Source organism: Salinarimonas soli (genome assembly GCF_008386575.1).
GTDB classification, from domain to species: domain Bacteria; phylum Pseudomonadota; class Alphaproteobacteria; order Rhizobiales; family Beijerinckiaceae; genus Salinarimonas_A; species Salinarimonas_A soli.
The window spans coordinates 46,678-65,115 of sequence record NZ_VUOA01000005.1 but is presented as its reverse complement, the minus strand read 5'-3'; the positions used below and the strand labels follow the sequence as shown (position 1 = coordinate 65,115).

Sequence of the window (18,438 nt, the reverse complement as noted above, 5' to 3'; positions counted from 1 at the left end):
GGCATCCACGAACGGCGGCTCTCATGACACCACTCCGACTCGCTCTGTCAGGCCTCGGCCTCCTTCTCGCGGTCGCTCCCGCGACGGCCAATCCCTACAGCATCTATTTCGAGCGCCAGCGCGGCACCACGCTGATCCTCGAGCACAATCCCGTCCCGGCCGGCATCGCGGTGGCCCGGGTGGCGCGATCGAGCACCGTCACGAGCCGCCGGGCCATGCGGCCTCACAGGGTCGCGAAGCACCGCGTCATGCGACGCGCTCGCGTGGTTCACCGGGTTCACCGCTATGTCGGGATCGCGGGCGGCTGCCGCGACGGCGGCTATGTCCAGAGAATCGTGGCGGGGCGGCCGGTGCCCCTGCAGAGCGAGGTCTGCAGCGACGTCTCGATCCGCCTCACGGGCCCCTACGTGGTCCGCTGACGGCCGGACGTCATGGCGCAAGCGGCGGGTGCCGGGCTGGACGCTCATGATCGGGAAGAGGAGAAGACCGCGAAACGGTCGGAATACCCCTGCGGGGTACGTGGCGCGGGCGACGGGGCTCGAACCCGCGACCTCCGGCGTGACAGGCCGGCACTCTAACCAACTGAGCTACGCCCGCGCAGGGCGGTCGGAGCGATCTCGCTCGCGACGGAGGCTCAATTAAGCGGCGGCCCTCCCCGTGTCAACAGGCGTGCGGCCTGCCGGGGAGAAATCCTCGAAGGACCGCCCTCAACGGGCCGGCACGGCCCGGCGGGGGCGGCCGCCGCGAGCCGGCGGGGCCGTGGTCAGCCGGTAGCGGCTGAGCTCGGCGTCGCTCAGGATGTGCGCCGATTCGTGCGGGATGCTGCTCGCGAGGTCGATCAGGGCCGGGCTCACGCCCATGGCCCCGGCATATTCGCGCATCGCGTCCTCGAAAGCTCCCGGACGAACCTGGGGATCGATCATGCCGCCGCCGACGATGTCGCGCTGCGCGACGCCGACGCTGCGGGCCGCGTGAACCGCAAGGCGGCTCCCGGGCACGATCCGGCGCTCGGCTCCGGCCATGAACAGGTAGACGCAGGCCGAGGCGCAGGAGCCCGGGCCGATCGCGCCTGGGCCGATGCGCCCCACCAGGGTGCGCATCCCGAGCCGGCGGACCAGGAAGCCCAGGCGCAGGGAGCCCGCCACGTTGCCGCCGGGCGATGAGACGACGAGGACGTTGGACAGGCGCGAGCGATCGACGCCGCCCACGAAGCGCGCGAAGCGCTGGTGCTCGTCCACCTCGATCGTTCCCGTGGCCATGATGGCGGCCGGGCAGGCGGCGCCGCACGTCCCGTTGTCGATCGGCACCGCACGGTAGCTCATGGCCCGTGCCCCGGGGCTGATGCCGAGGGCAAGGGTCGACAGGAGCGCTGCCAGGACGATACGCATCGGAAAGCCTCTCCGCTCAAGCCCAGGGCTCCATGGGCCCACGCTGCAAGCGTAGATCACCTAAGGTAAGCCTGGAAGTGCGAAGCTGCTGACGGGTCGCCGCAGCGGATGGAGATCGAGGCCAGGGATGGTGGGCGGTGACGGACTCGAACCGCCGACCCGCTGCGTGTAAAGCAGCCGCTCTACCAACTGAGCTAACCGCCCATCCCGGACGCCGGGGCCGAAGCCTGCCCGGCGACAATCGTCACGTCATTAAAGTCGAGCGACCCGCCAGCGCAAGGGCGCCGACGGTTCGCGATCTCGGACCCGGCCTGTCGGCGCCGGGTTTCAGGCGTTGAGCTGGTCCTTGAGACCCGCGCCGGCCTTGAACTTGGGGGTCTTGCTCGCCGCCACCTGGACCTTCTCGCCCGTGCGGGGATTGCGGGCCTCGCCCGCGGCGCGCTCGGCCACGGTGAACGTGCCGAAGCCCACGATCTTGACCTCCTCGCCGCGCTTGAGCGCGTCGGTGATCACGGCGATGGTCGCGTCAAGAACCTCTGCGGCCTGCCCCTTGCCGAGGTTGGCCTTGTCGGCGATGGCGCTGACGAGCTCGCCTTTGTTCATTCGCTTGTCCTCCTGTGGGCCACGCCGGCGCGGCAAAATGGGCCCGAGCGCCGGTCGAAGGCACGGTGTTTTGCCGAAAAGAGACCGAAGGGCAACCCCAAACGGGCGTTGAGACCCCGATGCGGTCCCGCTCTCCACGAAAAAGGCCCCCGGACGATCCGTCCGGGGGCCTTCGTTCTGTCGCGACGTTGCGCGTGGGTCAGTGGGCGACAAAGCCCGGCTGATCCTCGTCGCTGGTCGAGGGCTTGGGCGCCGAGGCGACGGCGCGCTCGTCCCACTCGATCGGCTCGGGCCGGCGCACGAGGGCGTGCTCGAGCACCTGCTCCATGCGCGAGACCGGCACGATCTCCAGGCCGTTCTTCACGCTCTTCGGCAGCTCGACGAGATCCTTCGCGTTCTCCTCGGGGATGAGCACTTTCTTGATGCCGCCCCGAAGCGCCGCGAGGAGCTTCTCCTTGAGCCCGCCGATGGGCAGGACACGACCCCGCAGGGTGACCTCGCCGGTCATGGCGATGTCGCGCCGCACGGGGATCCCCGTGATCACCGACACGATGGCCGTGGCCATGGCGATGCCGGCCGAGGGCCCGTCCTTCGGGGTCGCCCCCTCGGGAACGTGGACGTGGATGTCCCGGCGCTCGAACATCGGCGGCTCGACGCCGAAGTCAAGGGTCCGCGAGCGGACGTAGGACGCCGCGGCCGAGATCGACTCCTTCATCACGTCGCGCAGGTTGCCCGTGACGGTCATCTTGCCCTTGCCGGGCATCATGATGCCTTCGATCGTGAGCAATTCGCCCCCGACCTCCGTCCAGGCCAGGCCCGTGACGACGCCGACCGCGTCCTCGTCCTCGACCTCGCCGTATCGGAACTTCGGCGGGCCGAGATAATCCGGCAGGTTCTCCGCGGTGACGTTCACCGAGGCGATCTTCTTGATGAGGATTTCCTTCACGGCCTTGCGGGCCAGGTTGGAGATTTCGCGCTCGAGGTTACGCACGCCCGCCTCGCGGGTGTAGCGCCGGATCAGCATCGCGAGGCCGTCCTCGCTGATCGTCCACTCCTTGGGATCGAGGCCGTGCTTCTTCATCGTGCCGTCGATGAGGTGCTGACGGGCGATCTCGACCTTCTCCTCCTCGGTGTAGCCGGCGATGCGGATCACCTCCATACGGTCGAGGAGCGGGCCCGGGATGTTGAGCGTGTTCGCCGTCGTCACGAACATCACGTTCGACAGGTCGTAGTCGACCTCGAGGTAATGGTCGTTGAACGTCGAGTTCTGCTCGGGGTCCAGCACCTCGAGGAGGGCTGCCGACGGGTCGCCGCGGAAGTCCATGCCCATCTTGTCGATCTCGTCGAGCAGGATGAGCGGGTTGGACGTCTTGGCCTTGCGCATCGACTGTATGATCTTGCCGGGCATCGAGCCGATATAGGTCCGCCGGTGACCGCGGATCTCCGCCTCGTCACGGACGCCGCCGAGCGACATGCGCACGAACTCGCGGCCGGTAGCCTTGGCGATCGACTTGCCGAGCGAGGTCTTGCCGACGCCCGGAGGGCCGACGAGGCACAGGATCGGGCCCGTGAGCTTGTTCGCGCGCTGCTGCACGGCGAGGTACTCGACGATGCGCTCCTTGACCTTCTCGAGGCCGTGATGATCGGCGTCGAGGATGTCCTGGGCGCCCTGGAGATCCTTCTTGATCTTCGAGCGCTTGTTCCAAGGGATGCCGAGCATCCAGTCGAGATAGTTGCGCACCACGGTGGCCTCGGCCGACATGGGCGACATCTGACGCAGCTTCTTGAGCTCGCCCAACGCCTTGTCGCGGGCTTCCTTCGTGAGCTTCGTCTTCTCGATCTTGTCCTCGAGCTCGGCCAGCTCGTCGCGACCCTCGTCGTCGCCGAGCTCCTTCTGGATGGCCTTCATCTGCTCGTTGAGGTAGTACTCGCGCTGGGTCTTCTCCATCTGCCGCTTGACGCGGGTCCGGATGCGCTTCTCCACCTGCAGGACGGAGATCTCGCTCTCCATCAGGCCCAGCACCTTCTCGAGGCGCTCGGCGACGGTGGGCGTCTCGAGGATGCCCTGCTTGTCCGAGATCTTGACCACGAGATGCGAGGCGACCGTGTCGGCAAGCTTCGAGGGCTCGTCGATCTGCGTCACGGCCGAGACGATCTCAGGCGAGACCTTCTTGTTGAGCTTCACGTAGTTCTCGAACTCGGAGATCACCGAGCGGGCGAGCGCCTCCGCCTCGATGCGATTGCCGAGCGCGTCGACCGAAACCTCGGCCTCGGCCTCGTAGAACTCCTCGTTGGGAACGTAATGGCCGACCTTGGCGCGGCTCGCGCCCTCGACCAGAACCTTGACGGTGCCGTCCGGCAGCTTCAGAAGCTGCAGCACGCTCGCCAGCGTCCCGACCTTGTAGATCGCGTCCGTCGCGGGATCGTCGTCCGTGGCATTGATCTGCGTCGCCAGGAGGATGTGGCGATCCGTCCGGACCACCTCCTCCAGCGCGCGGATCGACTTCTCGCGGCCCACGAAGAGCGGCACGATCATGTGCGGAAACACGACGATGTCGCGCAGCGGCAGTACCGGATAGGTCCCCACGGTGCCCGGCACGACGGGCTGGCGTGATTTGGGCTGTGTCATTGAGTGACATCCTTTCGGGAGCGCCCCCTCGACCTCTCGCACAAGCAGGTTCTGGGACGGGTAACCGCGCCTCTCAGGCCGACGCGAGGCGACTGGGCGCGGTATGCGGTTCGACGCCTCGAGAGTGAGCACGTCGGGGCCGCACGGGTACTAAGGTGGCAAGGGTTCGCCTTGCTTTCAAGCGTGCGCCCTGGGGCGCACGCCGTTGTGAAGATCCGCCGGGAGGCGCCCTCAGGCGCTCGCGCTCGCGGGGGCATCGGCGGGCCGATCGGCATAGATGTAGAGCGGCTTCGCCTTGCCCTCGATCACCTCGGGCCCGACCACCACCTGCTCGACGGAGTCGAGGCCCGGCAGGTCGTACATGGTGTCGAGGAGGATGCCCTCCATGATGGAGCGCAGGCCGCGGGCGCCGGTCTTGCGCTCAATCGCCTTGCGGGCGATGAGCGAAAGAGCCTCCTCCTGGAAGGTGAGGTTCACGTTCTCCATCTCGAAGAGGCGCTGGTACTGCTTCACGAGCGCGTTCTTCGGCTCCTGGAGGATGCGCTTCAGCGCGGTCTCGTCGAGGTCCTCCAGCGTCGCCAGGACCGGCAGGCGGCCGACGAACTCGGGGATGAGGCCGAACTTGAGCAGATCCTCGGGCTCGACCTCGCGGAACACCTCGCCCGTGCGCCGGTCGTCCGGCGCCGAGACCGAGGCCCTGAAGCCGATGGAGGTGCCCTTGCCGCGGGCCGAGATGATCCGCTCAAGCCCCGCGAAGGCGCCGCCGCAGATGAACAGGATGTTCGTCGTGTCGACCTGCAGGAACTCCTGCTGCGGATGCTTGCGGCCGCCCTGGGGCGGCACGGAGGCCACGGTGCCCTCCATGATCTTCAGGAGGGCCTGCTGCACGCCCTCGCCCGACACGTCGCGGGTGATCGACGGGTTGTCGGACTTGCGGGAGATCTTGTCGATCTCGTCGATGTAGACGATGCCGCGCTGCGCCCGCTCGACGTTGTAGTCGGACGCCTGGAGCAGCTTGAGGATGATGTTCTCGACGTCCTCGCCGACATAGCCCGCTTCCGTCAGGGTCGTGGCGTCCGCCATCGTGAAGGGGACGTCGAGGATGCGGGCGAGCGTCTGAGCGAGCAGGGTCTTGCCCGAGCCGGTCGGCCCGATCAGGAGGATGTTGGACTTCGCGAGCTCGACGTCGCTGTGCTTCGTCGCGTGGGCCAACCGCTTGTAGTGGTTGTGCACGGCGACCGAGAGCACACGCTTGGCGTGGTCCTGGCCGATGACGTAGTCGTCGAGAACGTGACGAATTTCCTTGGGGGTCGGCACGCCGTCGCGGGATTTCACCAGGGAGGACTTGGACTCCTCGCGGATGATGTCCATGCACAGCTCGACGCATTCGTCGCAGATGAACACGGTCGGTCCGGCGATAAGCTTGCGAACCTCATGCTGGCTTTTGCCGCAGAACGAGCAGTACAGCGTGCTCTTCGAGTCGTTGCCGCCAGCTTTGCTCATACTAGGTCTCCGATCGCGACGCAGGCGGCGGAGCCGCCGCGCCGGTATGAAGGATAGGACCGCGCGATTTAATAAACGCTATCGGCGGGGGAACAAGAAGCTCGCCCGGGCCGCGGTTCCAGACTCACGATGTGATCACGCGACGGGCGCGGGATCAATAGGGAGGGTTCCTAAAGCCAAAGAGCCGCACCAGGGCGGCTCTTTGGTTCGTAGGTGTGGATACCGGGCAACGATCCGGCTCTAGATCGGCGAGCTTTCGGGCCGTTTCGTCAGCACGTCGTCGACGATGCCGAACTCCTTGGCCTGCTCGGCCGTCATGAAATTGTCGCGCTCGAGCGCCTGCTCGATCGCGGCATAATCCTTGTTGGTGTGCTTCACGTAGATTTCATTGAGGCGCCGCTTGAGCGCCTCGATCTCGCGCGCGTGGATCAGGATGTCGGTCGCCTGGCCCTGGAAGCCGCCGGAGGGCTGGTGCACCATGATGCGCGCGTTGCCGAGCGCGAAACGGTGGCCCGGCTCGCCGGCGCAGAGCAGGAGCGAGCCCATCGAGGCCGCCTGGCCGACGCAGAGCGTCGCCACGGGGCAGCGGATGAACTGCATCGTGTCGTAGATCGACAGGCCCGAGGTCACCACGCCGCCCGGCGAGTTGATGTAGAAGGAGATCTCCTTCTTCGGGTTCTCGGCCTCGAGGTGGAGCAGCTGCGCCACGATGAGCGAGGCCGAGTAGTCCTCCACCGGACCGGTGAGGAAGATGATGCGCTCGCGCAGGAGGCGGGAGTAGATGTCGAACGCGCGCTCGCCGCGGTTCGACTGCTCCACCACCATCGGCACCAGGTTGTTGTAGACCTCGATCGGATCTCTCATCGTCGGCTCTCGCTCCTGAGCGGGCGTTCAAGGCCCTTGGACGTGACGGACTGACTCGGTCGACGAGATCACGCCGGCTCTGCGGCGCTCTCGGCCGCGGGCTTGGCGGCCTCGTCCTCGTCGCGGAAGAGATCTTCCTTGGCGATGGGGGTCTCTTCGACCTTCACTTGCGACAGGATATGGTCGACGACCTTCTCCTCGAAAAGGGGCGCGCGGATTTGCGCCAGGGCCTGCGGATTGTTGCGGTAATAGTCCCAGACCTCCTTTTCCTGGCCCGGATATTCCCGGACGCGGGCGATGAGGGCCTGCGTGACCTCGTCGTCGGAGACCTTGACCTCGGCCTGCTCGCCGATCTGCGCCAGCACGAGGCCCAGGCGCACGCGGCGCTCGGCGATGCGGCGGTACTCGGCCTTAGCCTCGTCCTCGGTGGTGCCCTCGTCGGCGAAGGTGCGGTTGTTGTTCTTCAGGTCGGCGACGACCTGCGACCAGACGGCGGCGAATTCCTGCTCGACCAGGCTCTGCGGCAGCTCGAAGCTGTACTTGGTGTCGAGAGCGTCGAGGAGCTCCTTCTTGAGCTTGCGGCGCGACTGGGCGTCGAGGTCGCGCTGGAGCGTGGAGCGGATCGCATCCTTGAGGGCGTCGAGCGACTCCATGCCGAAGCCCTTGGCGAGCTCGTCGTCGATCGTGAGAGCGCCCGGGGCGAGCACGTCCTTCGCTGTCACCTCGAACTGCGCCGCCTTGCCGGCCAGATGCTCGGCCATATAGTTCGGCGGGAAGGTGACGTTGACCGTGCGGGTCTCGCCCTTCTTGATGCCGACGAGCTGCTCCTCGAAGCCGGGAATGAAGGTGTTCGAGCCGAGCTCGACCTGGATGTCCGTGCCCGAGCCGCCCTGGAAGGCCTCGCCGTCCATGGTGCCCGTGAAGTCGACCGAAACGCGGTCGCCAGTCGCGGCCACGGCGTCGTCGCCCTTCGACTCCCAGGCCGCGTTCTGCTTGGCCATGCGGGTCAGCGTCTCGTCGACGTCGGTGTCCTCCACCGTGGCGACGGGCTTAGTGATCGTCACGTCGGAGGTGTCGGCGAGCTCGAAGGCCGGCAGCACCTCAAGAGCGACCGTGAAGGCGAGATCGGCCTTCGCCTCGAGGGCGGCGGCGATCTCCTCCTGGTTCTCGGGGAACTTCACCTCGGGCTCGTTGGCGAGCTTGAGGCCGTTCTCGTCGACGATCTTGCGGTTGGCTTCGGTGACCGCGTTCTGCACCACGTCGGCCATGACCGAGCGGCCATAGAGGCGACGCAGGTGCGCGACGGGCACCTTGCCCGGGCGGAACCCGTTGATCCGCACCCGATCCTTCATGGTGGCGAGCTCGCCGGAGAGCCGCTGCTCCAGCTCCGAGGCCGGGAGCACGACCCGGAATTCGCGCTTGAGGCCCTGCGACAGGGTTTCGGTCACCTGCATCGTCTCAATCCGTTCTCGTTCGACTCATTCGATCGAACGGCGTTCGAATCGGCGAGCGACGCCCTCTCGGCTGGAGGGACCGCGCTTGAGCCGACCGGAGCCGTCCGGAGACCAACCCGAAGGCGGATTGGTGCGGGCGGAGGGACTTGAACCCCCACGACTTGCGTCACTGGAACCTAAATCCAGCGCGTCTACCAATTCCGCCACGCCCGCACTTGAGGCGGCGAGCCGCCCCTTCGGGACGCGGCTCTATAGCACGCCGAAAGAGGCGCGCAGCAAAAAAGTGAGGCCCTTCAGGAGACCTCAAGCGTCTTTCAGGAGCGCCATGATCAGGAGCCCCACGAACCCGCCCGAGACGGTGAGGACGGTGACAGCCTGCGACGCGCCGCCCTTGGTCAGGAACGCGAACAGGAGAAGCAGGAGCGCAGCGAACAGCGAGACGCGGGCCATGACAAGCTCCCTGGAGCTGGGCCTTATCCGTCCCGGCGCGGGACGGTATCGTTCCGTCCCGGCACAAGCCGCGGGCCCCTCGGGCCAACTGCGCAAGCCCCATGCCCGTGAGCGCAACCTTCCCCACCGGCGCACGTTCGTGGCATGAACCTGCCAGGCTTATCGCCAAGCCCCATCCGAGATCCCAGAATGCACCGACTGCCCCCTCCCCTTGCGACCCGCCGGGCCGTGATGCTCGGCCTTGCGGCTTCGACGGTCGTCCTGCGCCCGGCGCGGGCGCAGACGGGCGGGGGGTGGACGAACCTCGTGGCGGCTCCACGGGAGATGCGGCTTCGCCCGGACTCCGCCGCGGCCGCGCAGGTCTGGACTTTCGGGGACACGGCTCCGGGCACCGTCTTGCGCGTCAAGGCAGGCGAGCCGCTCCGCCTTCGGATCGAGAATCGTACGCCGGCGCCGCTCGCGTTCCATGTGCTGGGCCTGCGGGGTCCCAACGCCGCGGACGGGGTCGGCGGGCTCACGGGCGAGCCTGCGGCACCCGGCGGTGTCGTCGAGATCGCCGTGCCGGCTCCTCAGCCGGGCACCTACCTCATTCGTCCCCTGCTGCTCGGCGCGAGCGGGGAGCCCACGGAGCGGGGGCTCGCCGCCATGCTGATCGTCGATGAGCGCAAGCCACCGGCCGTCGAGCGGGAGGTGGAGCTCGTCATCGACGACTGGCGATTGGCGGAGGACGGATCGCTCGCGCCGTTCGGGGCGGTGCCCGAGGCTGCGTCCACGGGCCGGCTCGGGAACTGGCTCACCATCGGGGGCGAGGCGGTCCCGCGCCGGATCGAGGCGCCGCTCGGCTCCCGGCTGCGCCTGCGGCTGGCGAACGCGTCGAACGCCCGAATCATGCCGATCCGCTTCGAAGGCGTGCGGGCCTACGTGGCGGCCATCGACAGCGTGCCGACCGACGCGTTCGAGCCCCTGCGCGCCACGCTCCCCTTCCCGCCCGGGCGCCGCTACGACGTCATCGTCGAGATGCCGGAGGCGACCGAGCCGCAAGCGAGGCTCCTCGCCGCGATCGGCCCCGGCGTTCCCCTCGCGAGCTTCGTCTCGACAGGAGCGGCGCAGGGCGGCACGCGCCCGCCCGTCGCGGGCATCGCCGAGCGCCCGTCCCTTCCCGCGGAAATCCGCCTCCAGAACGCGACGCGTCGGGATGTCGCCCTGGGCGGCGGCGCGCGCCCGGCGCCGGACGGAACGCCCCGCTACGCCGGCGACCCGAAACGGATTTGGACGGTCAACGGATCCGCCGGCACGCCGGGCATGCCGCCGCTCCTGAGAGTGGCACGGGGCACGCCCGTGGTGCTTGCGGTCACGAACGACACGGCGACCGTGCAGGCCCTTCACCTGCACGGCCATGCCTTTCGCCTGCTCCACAACCTCGACGACGGCTGGGAGCCCTACTGGCTCGACACGCTCCAGGTCCCCGAGGGGCGCACCTCACGGATCGCGTTCGTCGCCGACAATCCCGGCAAGTGGCTTTTCGGCTCGACGATCCTGGAACGCCTCGACACGGGGCTGTGGACCTGGTTCGAGGTCACTTAAGGCTTATCGGCCAGACCCCTGAGGGCGGCTGGCATGATCTCCGGCAGATCCTCCGCAATGAGGCCCGGCCCGAGGCGCAGACCCGCATCGCCGTGCAGCCAGACGCCGGCGCAGGCCGCCTCGTAGGGCGGCATGCCCTGCGCCATCAGGCCGGCGACGAGGCCCGTCAGGACATCGCCCGAGCCCGCCGTGGCGAGATAGGGGCTCGCATGGGCATTGATCGCGGCGCGGCCGTCCGAAGCCGCGATCACGGTGTCCGCTCCCTTAAGGACGAGAACTGCGCCCGAATGCGCCGCGGCTGCGCGGGCCCTCTCCACCTTGGAGACCCCGCGTGTCCCGTCGGCTCCCCGCGTCAGGCGCTCGAACTCGCCCCCGTGAGGCGTGAGGACCGCGGGCGCACCGCCAAGGGCGGAGGCGAGGCCTGCCAGGTCGCCCTCGAAGCTCGTAAGGGCATCCGCGTCGAGGACGAGGCCGCGTCCCGAGGCTCCCGCGACGCGAATCGCCTCGCGCGTGGCCTCGCCGACGCCGTAGCCCGGCCCAAGGGCCACGACGGAGAACCGCGGGTCCTCCAGGATCTCGCGGAGCTCCGCCGCCCCGTCGCAGGGGCGCAGCATGATTGCCGTGAGGTGGGCCGCGTTCACGAGGACCGCGCTCCGGGGCGAGCCCAGGGTCACGAGCCCGGACCCGACCCGAAGCGCCGCACGCGCTGCGAGCCGCGCCGCGCCCGTCCGGGTCATGGGCCCGGAGAGGACGAGCGCGTGGCCGCGGCGATATTTGTGGCTGTCCTCCTCGAGCGACGGGAGAGCGTGCTGCCAGGTCTCGGGGCCGTTCACGGCGAGCCTGGAGTCGAGCCCCGCGACGACGCTCCCCGGGATGCCGATGTCCACCACGTGGAGCTGGCCGCGCAAGGTGCGGCCGGGGAGCAGGAAGTGTCCCGCCTTCGCGCCGGCGAAGGTCACGGTCCGCGCGGCTCGCACCGCGACGCCACACACCTCGCCCGTATCGCTGTCCACCCCTGAGGGCATGTCGACCGCGAGCACCGGCAGCCCGGATCTGTTGATCGCCTCGACGACGGCCGCGGCCTCGCCGTCGAGGGCGCGCGTGAGCCCGGTGCCGAACAGCGCATCCACGATCAACGCACAGTCCCGAACGCCGCCGGACGCGCCATGGACCGGCCCGGTCCAATCGGCCGCGGCGAGTGCCGCATCGCCGGTGAGACGCTGTCGCTCGCCTAGGAGGTGGACCGTGACCGCGGTCCCGTGCCCGGCGAGCAGCCGCGCGGCGACGAAGCCGTCGCCGCCGTTGTTGCCCGGGCCGCACATGACCGCCACTGGTCCGCCTCCCATCCGGCGAACGGCTTCGGCGACCGCTGCCCCGGCCCGCTCCATGAGCTCGCGGCCGGACGTCCCGGCCGCGATGGTCAGGCGGTCGGCCTCGCGCATCTGCGCCGCCGTGAAAAGGCGCATCATGGCCGGTCTTTCCCGAGCGGAGTGCTATCCCCAGGTGGCCGTTCGAGGCCGTTGCCCGGGGGTCTGGCACCCTGCCTCGCGAACAAGCAACGTGTGATCAGAAAGTAGGCAATCATCTGCTTCCCCAACGATCATCCCCGTGGCAGCGGTTCGAGCTTGGTGCTAAGAGGCCGAAGGTCACAAGGGCTCCTTCCCGGGGGGCCGCACATAAGCGAGCGGGCGATGAAGAAGATCGAAGCCATCATCAAGCCATTCAAGCTCGACGAGGTGAAGGAGGCGCTCCAGGACGTCGGCCTGCAGGGCATCACGGTCATCGAGGCCAAGGGCTTCGGGCGGCAGAAGGGGCACACGGAGCTCTATCGCGGCGCCGAGTACGTGGTGGACTTCCTGCCGAAGGTGAAGCTCGAGATCGTGCTCGGCGACGAGATGGTCGAACGCGCCATCGACGCCATCCGCAAGGCCGCCCAGACGGGCCGGATCGGAGATGGCAAGATTTTTGTATCCTCCGTGGAGGAAGCGATCCGCATCCGGACAGGGGAAACCGGGGCGGACGCGATCTGAAGGTTGGGGGTTCCCCCAAGAACGCCGGGCCGACCGGCATCCGGCGAGCCAAAACACGCATCAAGAGGACCAGCAGAATGAAGACCGCCAAGGACGTGCTCAAGGCGATCAAGGACAACGACGTCAAGTACGTCGACTTCCGGTTCACCGACCCGCGGGGCAAGTGGCAGCACGTCACCTTCGACGTGACCATGGTCGACGAGGACCTCTTCGCCGACGGCATCATGTTCGACGGCTCGTCCATCGCCGGCTGGAAGGCGATCAACGAGTCCGACATGACGCTCATGCCCGACCCCGAGACGGCCTGCATGGATCCGTTCTTCTCGGCGGCCACCATGTCGATCGTCTGCGACATTCTCGAGCCCGCCACGGGCGAGCCCTATGGCCGTGACCCGCGCGGCATCGCCAAGAAGGCCGAGGCCTTCCTGAAGTCCACGGGCATCGGCGACACCATCTATGTCGGCCCCGAGGCCGAGTTCTTCGTGTTCGACGACGTCCGCTTCATGGCCGACCCGTACAACACGGGCTTCAAGCTCGACAACGTCGAGCTGCCGACCAACGGCGACACCGACTATGAGGGTGGCAACCTCGGCCACCGCATCCAGACGAAGGGCGGCTACTTCCCGGTCCCGCCGCTCGACTCCGCGCAGGACATGCGCGGCGAGATGCTCGCCGCCATGGCGGCCATGGGCGTCACGGTCGAGAAGCACCACCACGAGGTGGCGTCCGCCCAGCACGAGCTCGGCATGAAGTTCGACACGCTGGTCCGCATGGGCGACCAGATGCAGATCTATAAGTACGCGATCCACAACGTGGCCCAGAGCTACGGCAAGACCGCGACCTTCATGCCCAAGCCCATCTACGGCGACAACGGCTCGGGCATGCACGTCCACCAGTCGATCTGGGCCAACGGCAAGCCCGTCTTCGCGGGTAACAAGTACTCCGACCTCAGCCAGGAGTGCCTGTGGTACATCGGCGGCATCATCAAGCACGCCAAGGCGCTCAACGCCTTCACCAACCCGTCGACGAACTCCTACAAGCGTCTCGTCCCGGGCTACGAGGCCCCGGTGCTGCTCGCCTACTCGGCCCGCAACCGCTCGGCGTCCTGCCGTATCCCGTGGACGACGTCGCCGAAGGCCAAGCGCGTCGAGGTTCGCTTCCCCGACCCGACCGCGAACCCCTACCTCGCCTTCGCGGCGATGCTGATGGCCGGTCTCGACGGGATCCAGAACAAGATCGATCCCGGCGCGGCGATGGACAAGGACCTCTACGACCTGCCGCCCCGCGAGCTGAAGAAGATCCCGACCGTCTGCGGTTCGCTCCGTGAGGCGCTCGTGAGCCTCGACAAGGACCGCACCTTCCTCAAGGCCGGCGGCGTGTTCAACGACGACTTCATCGACAGCTATATCGAGCTGAAGATGACGGAGGTCGCTCGCTTCGAGATGACCCCGCATCCGGTCGAGTTCATCATGTACTATTCCTGCTGACCTCTCGGCAGCAGCTTGATCCTCCCGGGTCGCGGTGCCGCGATCCACTGGCCGGAGCCGCGAGGCTCCGGCTTTTTTGTTTCGACGCCGACGAGCGAACCGCGACGGCGCCGTCGCCGGCAGAGTTGCGTCGGATGCATGATGGAAGGCATGAACGCGCTCGCTCACGCGTTCATGCGGTGCGCGCCGCAATGACGCATGCGATGGACGCAGCCCTGACGTTGAACTTTTGGTGATGGGGCGCCCCGGAACAAGTGGTTGCGGGCACCGTTGATTGGCCAGCGGGACACAATCAACGTCCATCACGGAGTTTTCCTTATGAAGAAGCTGATCATCGCAGCCGGCGCCACGGTACTTCTCGCGTCTCCGGTTCTCGCCCAGGCGAACCTCGCGCCCTACGCCGACTCGCTGGAGCGTACGCAGGGCAATCAGTCCCACATCGGTGGCGACAACCAGCAGGCCGGCGGCCCCTCCGAGGCTCGTCGTGACGGGTACGGCGTGCCGTACGGCTACGGCGCCTCGGTCGGCGGCCGTGTCGTGCGCGGCGCCCCCGGCGTCGTGATCGTCGATCCGGTCGAGACGGGCAGCATCGTCGGCGTTCCGGCCGATCCGTCCGTCCCCGGGTCCTCGACGGCAAGCCCGTTCTCCCGCACCCAGGGCAACAACGCGCACACGGGCGGCGATCTGGTGCCGTCGTTCCAGCAGGGCGACAACCAGCAGGCCGGCGGTCCGGCCAACGAGCTGATCCGTCAGCGCTGATCCGGCCCTGGAATGAAGACGAGGCGCGCCATCCGGCGCGCCTTTTTTCGTTGAAGCGTACGGGCCGGAATGGATCCAACCCGGCCCAGCCGCGTCTCCCCCTGAGGAGCACGGTCAAAAGCTTGGCCGCATTCGCGCCGCCATGTCACAACGGCGCGAGGCCCCGAACGAAAGTCACGCCCCTTGGCCAGACGCATCAAGACCGCAACCGCCGAGCCCAAGCTCCCGTCGCGCGACGAGGTCGTCGCATTCCTGAAAAGCACCAAGGGCAAGGTGGGAAAGCGCGAGATCGCCCGCGCCTTCGGCATCGAGGGTGCCGACAAGACGTGGCTCAAGGGGATCCTGAAGGAGCTTGAGGCCGACGGCGTGGTCGAGCGTCGCGGGCGAAAGCTGCATCAGGCCGGCCGGCTCCCGCCCGTGGTGCTGGCCGACATCGTCGGCCGCGATCCCGACGGCGAGCTCATCGCCGAACCCGCCGACTGGATCTCCGAGGACGGGGCCAAGGCGCCGCGCATCCTCATCGTGGCGGGGCGGCGGGCGCGGCCAGGAGCGCCGGTGGCGGGCGTCGGCGATCGTGCCCTCGTGCGCGTCGAACCGGCAGATGACGGCGGCCCGGCCTATGCCGGGCGAGTCATGAAGATCATCGCCAAGAAGGCCGCGCAGATCCTCGGCGTGTTCCGGGCGATGCCCGAAGGGGGCGGACGATTGATCCCCGTGGAGAAGCGCTCGCATGGACGCGAGATCGTCATCGCGCCGGGCGACGAGGGCGGAGCGCAGGAGGGCGATCTCGTCGCCGTCACGACAGTTCAGCCCGGGCGGCTCGGCCTCACCTACGCGAAGGTGCGCGAACGCCTCGGCTCCCTGGCGAGCGAGAAGGCCGTGAGCATGGTGGCGATCCATGTCCACAACATCCCCCATGTCTTCAGCGCCGCGGCCTTGAAGGAAGCCGAGAGCGCGAAGCCCGCAAGCCCCGAGGGGCGCGAGGACTGGCGCGATCTGCCTCTCATCACGATCGACCCGGCGGACGCCAAGGACCACGACGACGCGGTCCATGCCGCTCCGGATACGGACCCCGGCAATCCCGGCGGCTTCGTCGTGACCGTCGCGATCGCCGACGTATCGGCCTATGTCCGGCCGGGCTCGGCCATGGACCGGGAAGCTTTGGAGCGCGGCAACTCGGTCTACTTCCCCGACCGCGTCGTTCCGATGCTGCCCGAGCGCATCTCGAACGACCTGTGCTCCCTGCGCCCCCACGAGGACCGGCCGGCCCTGGCCGTTCGCATGATCGTCGGCGCGGACGGGCGCAAGAGGCATCACGCGTTCCACCGCGTGCTCATGCGTTCGCATGCCAAGGTCGCCTATGCCCAGGCTCAGGCCGCGATCGACGGGCGGCCCGACGAGGTGACGGCACCGATCCTGGACGGGATCCTGCGCCCGCTGTGGGCGGCCTATGCCTGCGTCCGGAAGGCGCGCGACGCCCGCGAGCCCCTCGATCTCGACCTGCCGGAGCGCAAGATCCTCCTCAAGCCCGACGGAACCGTCGACCGCGTGGTCGTGCCGGAGCGCCTCGACGCGCACCGGCTCATCGAGGAGTTCATGATCCTCGCCAACGTGGCGGCGGCCGAGGCGCTGGAGACGGCCAAGACCCCGCTCATCTACCGCACCCACGACGAGCCCTCGCTGGAGAAGATGCGCAGCCTCGGCGAGGTGATGGCCTCGATCGGGCAGAAGGCACCCCAGACCGGAGCCCTGCGGCCCGGGATCTTCAACGGGATCCTCCGGTCGATCGCGGGCTCGGAGCATGAGACCTTCGTCAACGAGGTGGTGCTGCGCACCCAGGCGCAGGCCGAGTACACGGCCGAGAACTACGGCCATTTCGGCCTGAACCTGCGGCGGTACGCCCATTTCACCTCGCCGATCCGGCGCTACGCCGACCTCGTGGTCCACCGCGCCCTGGTGCGCGCCTTCCGGTTCGGGGAGGGCGCCCTGCCGGCGGACGTCACCACGGAGCAGCTCGCCGAGATCGCGGCCGGGATCTCGGCCGCCGAACGGCGCGCGATGGCCGCCGAGCGGGAGACGGTGGATCGCCTCATCGCCCAATATCTCGCCGATCAGGTCGGCGCGATCTTCGAGGGGCGGATCTCGGGCGTCACCAAGGGCGGGCTGTTCGTGAAGCTGTTCGAGACCGGCGCCGACGGCTTCGTCCCGGCGGCCACCATCGGCGACGATTATTACCGCTACGACGAAGCCCACCATGCCCTGACCGGCGACCGCACGGGCGAGAGCTACCGGCTCGGCGATCCGGTCAGCGTGAAGCTTGTCGAGGCAGCGCCCGTGGCGGGCGCGCTGCGCTTCGAGATCCTCTCGGAGGGCCGCAAGGGCAAGCCCTCCGGGGCGCGCCGGCCTGGGCGCCCGTTCTCAGGCCCCAAGCCGGGGCGCGGCAACAAGGCGCCTTTCGCGCCAAGGCGCGATGTGAAAGTCCGGATCAAAGGACGAAAGGAGGGCACGTGATGCCCGACATCATCAAGCCTCAGCGCGACGTCCACTGGATGGTCGGGATCGGACGCGGCCTGAAGGGCCGGTGCCCGGCCTGCGGGCAGGGGCGGCTTTTCGGGCGGTTCCTGAAGGTCGTCGACTCGTGCCAGGCCTGCGGCACCGAGCTCCATCACCACCGCTCGGACGATCTGCCGCCCTATCTCGTCATCGCGATCGCGGGGAAGATCGTGGGCTTCGGCGTGTACTGGACCGAGATGTCCGACAATCCGCCGCCGGCACTCGTGTCGATCGCCGTCTGGCTGAGCGTCGCGCTTGTCGCATGCATCCTGCTGCTTCAGCCCGTGAAGGGCGCTGTCGTCGGGCTGCAATACGCGCTAGGCATGCACGGCTTCGGCGCGCCCTCCCCGATCGGCTCGCCGTACGACACGGAGACCGGGCTTGAACGACCCCACGCCGCAGACCCTCGCAGACCAGCTCACGTCGACCGAGCGTGAGCGGCGCTGGCCGAACGTCCGCCCCGCCGACGCCGCGACGCTGATCATCCTCGATCGGCGACGGAGCGTGCCGCAGGTGCTCATGGGCCGGCGGCATGCGGGCCACCGCTTCATGCCGGGCAAATTCGTGTTTCCGGGCGGGCGGATCGAGGCCGTCGACCGCCGCATGCCCGCCGCCAACGCGCTGAACAAGCGCGCCGAGGCCGCCATGAGCCTCATGGTCGGCCGTCCCTCCCCGGCCCGCAACAGGGCGCTGGCTCTCGCCGCGATCCGGGAGACCTTCGAGGAGACCGGCCTCATGATCGGAACGAAGGATTACGGCGCGCCGGAGATCGAGGACGGCGGGCCGTGGGGGAGCTTCCGCGAGCAGGGCATCTTCCCAGACTTGGAGGCGCTCCAGTTCGTCGCGCGGGCCATCACGCCCCCGCGCCGCCCCAAGCGCTTCGACACTCGCTTCTTCGCCGTCGACCGGACGGCGGTGGTCCATGAGGTGCCGGGGGTGACGGGGCCCGATTCCGAGCTCGTCGAGCTCGTCTGGGTGGACCTGCCCAAGGCCCGGGAGCTCGATCTCCCCGCCATCACCACCGTCATCCTCCAGGAGCTCGAGGCGCGGCTCGCGGCGGGGTTCATCCCGGAGCTGCCGGTTCCGTTCTACCGCGAGGTCCGCGGCCGGTTCGTGCGCGAGGCGCTCTAGGCC

Annotated in this window: 16 protein-coding genes and 3 tRNA genes; 8 read left to right on the top strand and 11 right to left on the bottom strand. The window is 68.3% G+C overall.

The annotated features are described in order from the left end of the window. The first annotated feature begins 23 nt into the window (after positions 1–23). Positions 24–419 carry a hypothetical protein gene (locus F0L46_RS01610; protein ID WP_149815283.1) on the top strand — a complete coding sequence of 132 codons (396 nt, stop codon included), beginning with the start codon at positions 24–26 and terminating at the stop codon, positions 417–419. 101 nt (positions 420–520) lie between these two features. Here the strand turns inward: F0L46_RS01610 and F0L46_RS01605 are convergent. The 10 genes from F0L46_RS01605 to F0L46_RS25985 all read right to left on the bottom strand — a co-directional run bounded on the left by F0L46_RS01605 (position 521) and on the right by F0L46_RS25985 (position 8,891). Next, positions 521–597: transfer RNA gene (locus tag F0L46_RS01605), tRNA-Asp, on the bottom strand. A gap of 110 nt (positions 598–707) precedes the next feature. Beyond that, entirely contained in the window at positions 708–1,388 is a 681-nt protein-coding gene (locus tag F0L46_RS01600; RefSeq protein ID WP_149815282.1) for a COG3904 family protein, read from the bottom strand. A 128-nt stretch (positions 1,389–1,516) separates the two neighbouring features. After that, positions 1,517–1,592: transfer RNA gene (locus tag F0L46_RS01595), tRNA-Val, on the bottom strand. Between the two features lie 123 nt (positions 1,593–1,715). After that, entirely contained in the window at positions 1,716–1,991 is a 276-nt protein-coding gene (locus tag F0L46_RS01590; protein WP_149815281.1) for an HU family DNA-binding protein, read from the bottom strand. 199 nt (positions 1,992–2,190) lie between these two features. Then, a complete protein-coding gene (gene lon / locus F0L46_RS01585) occupies positions 2,191–4,620 on the bottom strand; it encodes an endopeptidase La (protein WP_149815280.1) in 2,430 nt (809 codons plus the stop codon). Positions 4,621–4,851: 231 nt separating this feature from the next. After that, positions 4,852–6,123 (bottom strand): ATP-dependent Clp protease ATP-binding subunit ClpX, encoded by a 1,272-nt coding sequence (gene clpX / locus F0L46_RS01580; RefSeq protein ID WP_149815279.1) that lies wholly within the window; start codon positions 6,121–6,123, stop codon positions 4,852–4,854. A 240-nt stretch (positions 6,124–6,363) separates the two neighbouring features. Then, entirely contained in the window at positions 6,364–6,987 is a 624-nt protein-coding gene (locus tag F0L46_RS01575) for an ATP-dependent Clp protease proteolytic subunit (RefSeq protein ID WP_149815278.1), read from the bottom strand. Between the two features lie 68 nt (positions 6,988–7,055). Next, entirely contained in the window at positions 7,056–8,441 is a 1,386-nt protein-coding gene (tig, locus tag F0L46_RS01570; RefSeq protein ID WP_149815277.1) for a trigger factor, read from the bottom strand. 128 nt (positions 8,442–8,569) lie between these two features. Beyond that, positions 8,570–8,654 (bottom strand) — tRNA-Leu (locus F0L46_RS01565). Positions 8,655–8,744: 90 nt separating this feature from the next. Further along, positions 8,745–8,891, bottom strand: a complete 147-nt coding sequence (locus tag F0L46_RS25985) for a hypothetical protein (protein WP_188311811.1) — start codon at positions 8,889–8,891, stop codon at positions 8,745–8,747. 189 nt (positions 8,892–9,080) lie between these two features. Here F0L46_RS25985 and F0L46_RS01560 point away from each other — a divergent pair, with 189 nt between their 5' ends. Then, positions 9,081–10,475: a multicopper oxidase family protein gene (locus F0L46_RS01560; RefSeq protein ID WP_149815276.1), complete on the top strand. Its 1,395-nt coding sequence runs from the start codon at positions 9,081–9,083 to the stop codon at positions 10,473–10,475. On the opposite strand, the gene F0L46_RS01555 is transcribed toward F0L46_RS01560, so the two are convergent. Beyond that, positions 10,472–11,941, bottom strand: coding sequence for an NAD(P)H-hydrate dehydratase (locus F0L46_RS01555; protein WP_149815430.1), 1,470 nt, complete (start codon positions 11,939–11,941; stop codon positions 10,472–10,474). The genes F0L46_RS01560 and F0L46_RS01555 overlap by 4 nt on opposite strands. Before the next feature lie 225 nt (positions 11,942–12,166). On the opposite strand from F0L46_RS01555, the gene F0L46_RS01550 reads away from it, so the two are divergent. From F0L46_RS01550 to F0L46_RS01525, 6 genes are all read left to right on the top strand, one after another. Next, positions 12,167–12,505 (top strand): P-II family nitrogen regulator, encoded by a 339-nt coding sequence (locus F0L46_RS01550; protein WP_149815275.1) that lies wholly within the window; start codon positions 12,167–12,169, stop codon positions 12,503–12,505. A gap of 77 nt (positions 12,506–12,582) precedes the next feature. Beyond that, on the top strand, positions 12,583–13,992 hold the full coding sequence (gene glnA / locus F0L46_RS01545) for a type I glutamate--ammonia ligase (RefSeq protein WP_149815274.1): 1,410 nt from the start codon (positions 12,583–12,585) through the stop codon (positions 13,990–13,992). 318 nt (positions 13,993–14,310) lie between these two features. Next, the gene (locus F0L46_RS01540) at positions 14,311–14,751 is read left to right on the top strand and encodes a hypothetical protein (RefSeq protein ID WP_149815273.1); all 441 of its coding nucleotides are present in this window, start codon (positions 14,311–14,313) and stop codon (positions 14,749–14,751) included. A gap of 183 nt (positions 14,752–14,934) precedes the next feature. Further along, entirely contained in the window at positions 14,935–17,262 is a 2,328-nt protein-coding gene (rnr, locus tag F0L46_RS01535) for a ribonuclease R (RefSeq protein WP_149815272.1), read from the top strand. Further along, positions 17,262–17,741, top strand: a complete 480-nt coding sequence (locus tag F0L46_RS01530) for a DUF983 domain-containing protein (RefSeq protein ID WP_188311810.1) — start codon at positions 17,262–17,264, stop codon at positions 17,739–17,741. Before rnr ends, F0L46_RS01530 begins: the two co-directional genes overlap by 1 nt. Further along, positions 17,686–18,435 (top strand): NUDIX hydrolase, encoded by a 750-nt coding sequence (locus tag F0L46_RS01525; protein WP_149815271.1) that lies wholly within the window; start codon positions 17,686–17,688, stop codon positions 18,433–18,435. Before F0L46_RS01530 ends, F0L46_RS01525 begins: the two co-directional genes overlap by 56 nt. The last annotated feature ends 3 nt before the right edge of the window (positions 18,436–18,438 follow it).

Bases quoted from the DNA above. Each gene is read 5' to 3' on its own strand.
- F0L46_RS01610 (WP_149815283.1), top strand. From the start codon at position 24: ATGACACCACTCCGACTCGCTCTGTCAGGCCTCGGCCTCCTTCTCGCG.
- F0L46_RS01600 (WP_149815282.1), bottom strand. From the start codon at position 1,388: ATGCGTATCGTCCTGGCAGCGCTCCTGTCGACCCTTGCCCTCGGCATC.
- F0L46_RS01590 (WP_149815281.1), bottom strand. From the start codon at position 1,991: ATGAACAAAGGCGAGCTCGTCAGCGCCATCGCCGACAAGGCCAACCTC.
- lon (WP_149815280.1), bottom strand. From the start codon at position 4,620: ATGACACAGCCCAAATCACGCCAGCCCGTCGTGCCGGGCACCGTGGGG.
- clpX (WP_149815279.1), bottom strand. From the start codon at position 6,123: ATGAGCAAAGCTGGCGGCAACGACTCGAAGAGCACGCTGTACTGCTCG.
- F0L46_RS01575 (WP_149815278.1), bottom strand. From the start codon at position 6,987: ATGAGAGATCCGATCGAGGTCTACAACAACCTGGTGCCGATGGTGGTG.
- tig (WP_149815277.1), bottom strand. From the start codon at position 8,441: ATGCAGGTGACCGAAACCCTGTCGCAGGGCCTCAAGCGCGAATTCCGG.
- F0L46_RS25985 (WP_188311811.1), bottom strand. From the start codon at position 8,891: ATGGCCCGCGTCTCGCTGTTCGCTGCGCTCCTGCTTCTCCTGTTCGCG.
- F0L46_RS01560 (WP_149815276.1), top strand. From the start codon at position 9,081: ATGCACCGACTGCCCCCTCCCCTTGCGACCCGCCGGGCCGTGATGCTC.
- F0L46_RS01555 (WP_149815430.1), bottom strand. From the start codon at position 11,941: ATGCGCCTTTTCACGGCGGCGCAGATGCGCGAGGCCGACCGCCTGACC.
- F0L46_RS01550 (WP_149815275.1), top strand. From the start codon at position 12,167: ATGAAGAAGATCGAAGCCATCATCAAGCCATTCAAGCTCGACGAGGTG.
- glnA (WP_149815274.1), top strand. From the start codon at position 12,583: ATGAAGACCGCCAAGGACGTGCTCAAGGCGATCAAGGACAACGACGTC.
- F0L46_RS01540 (WP_149815273.1), top strand. From the start codon at position 14,311: ATGAAGAAGCTGATCATCGCAGCCGGCGCCACGGTACTTCTCGCGTCT.
- F0L46_RS01530 (WP_188311810.1), top strand. From the start codon at position 17,262: ATGCCCGACATCATCAAGCCTCAGCGCGACGTCCACTGGATGGTCGGG.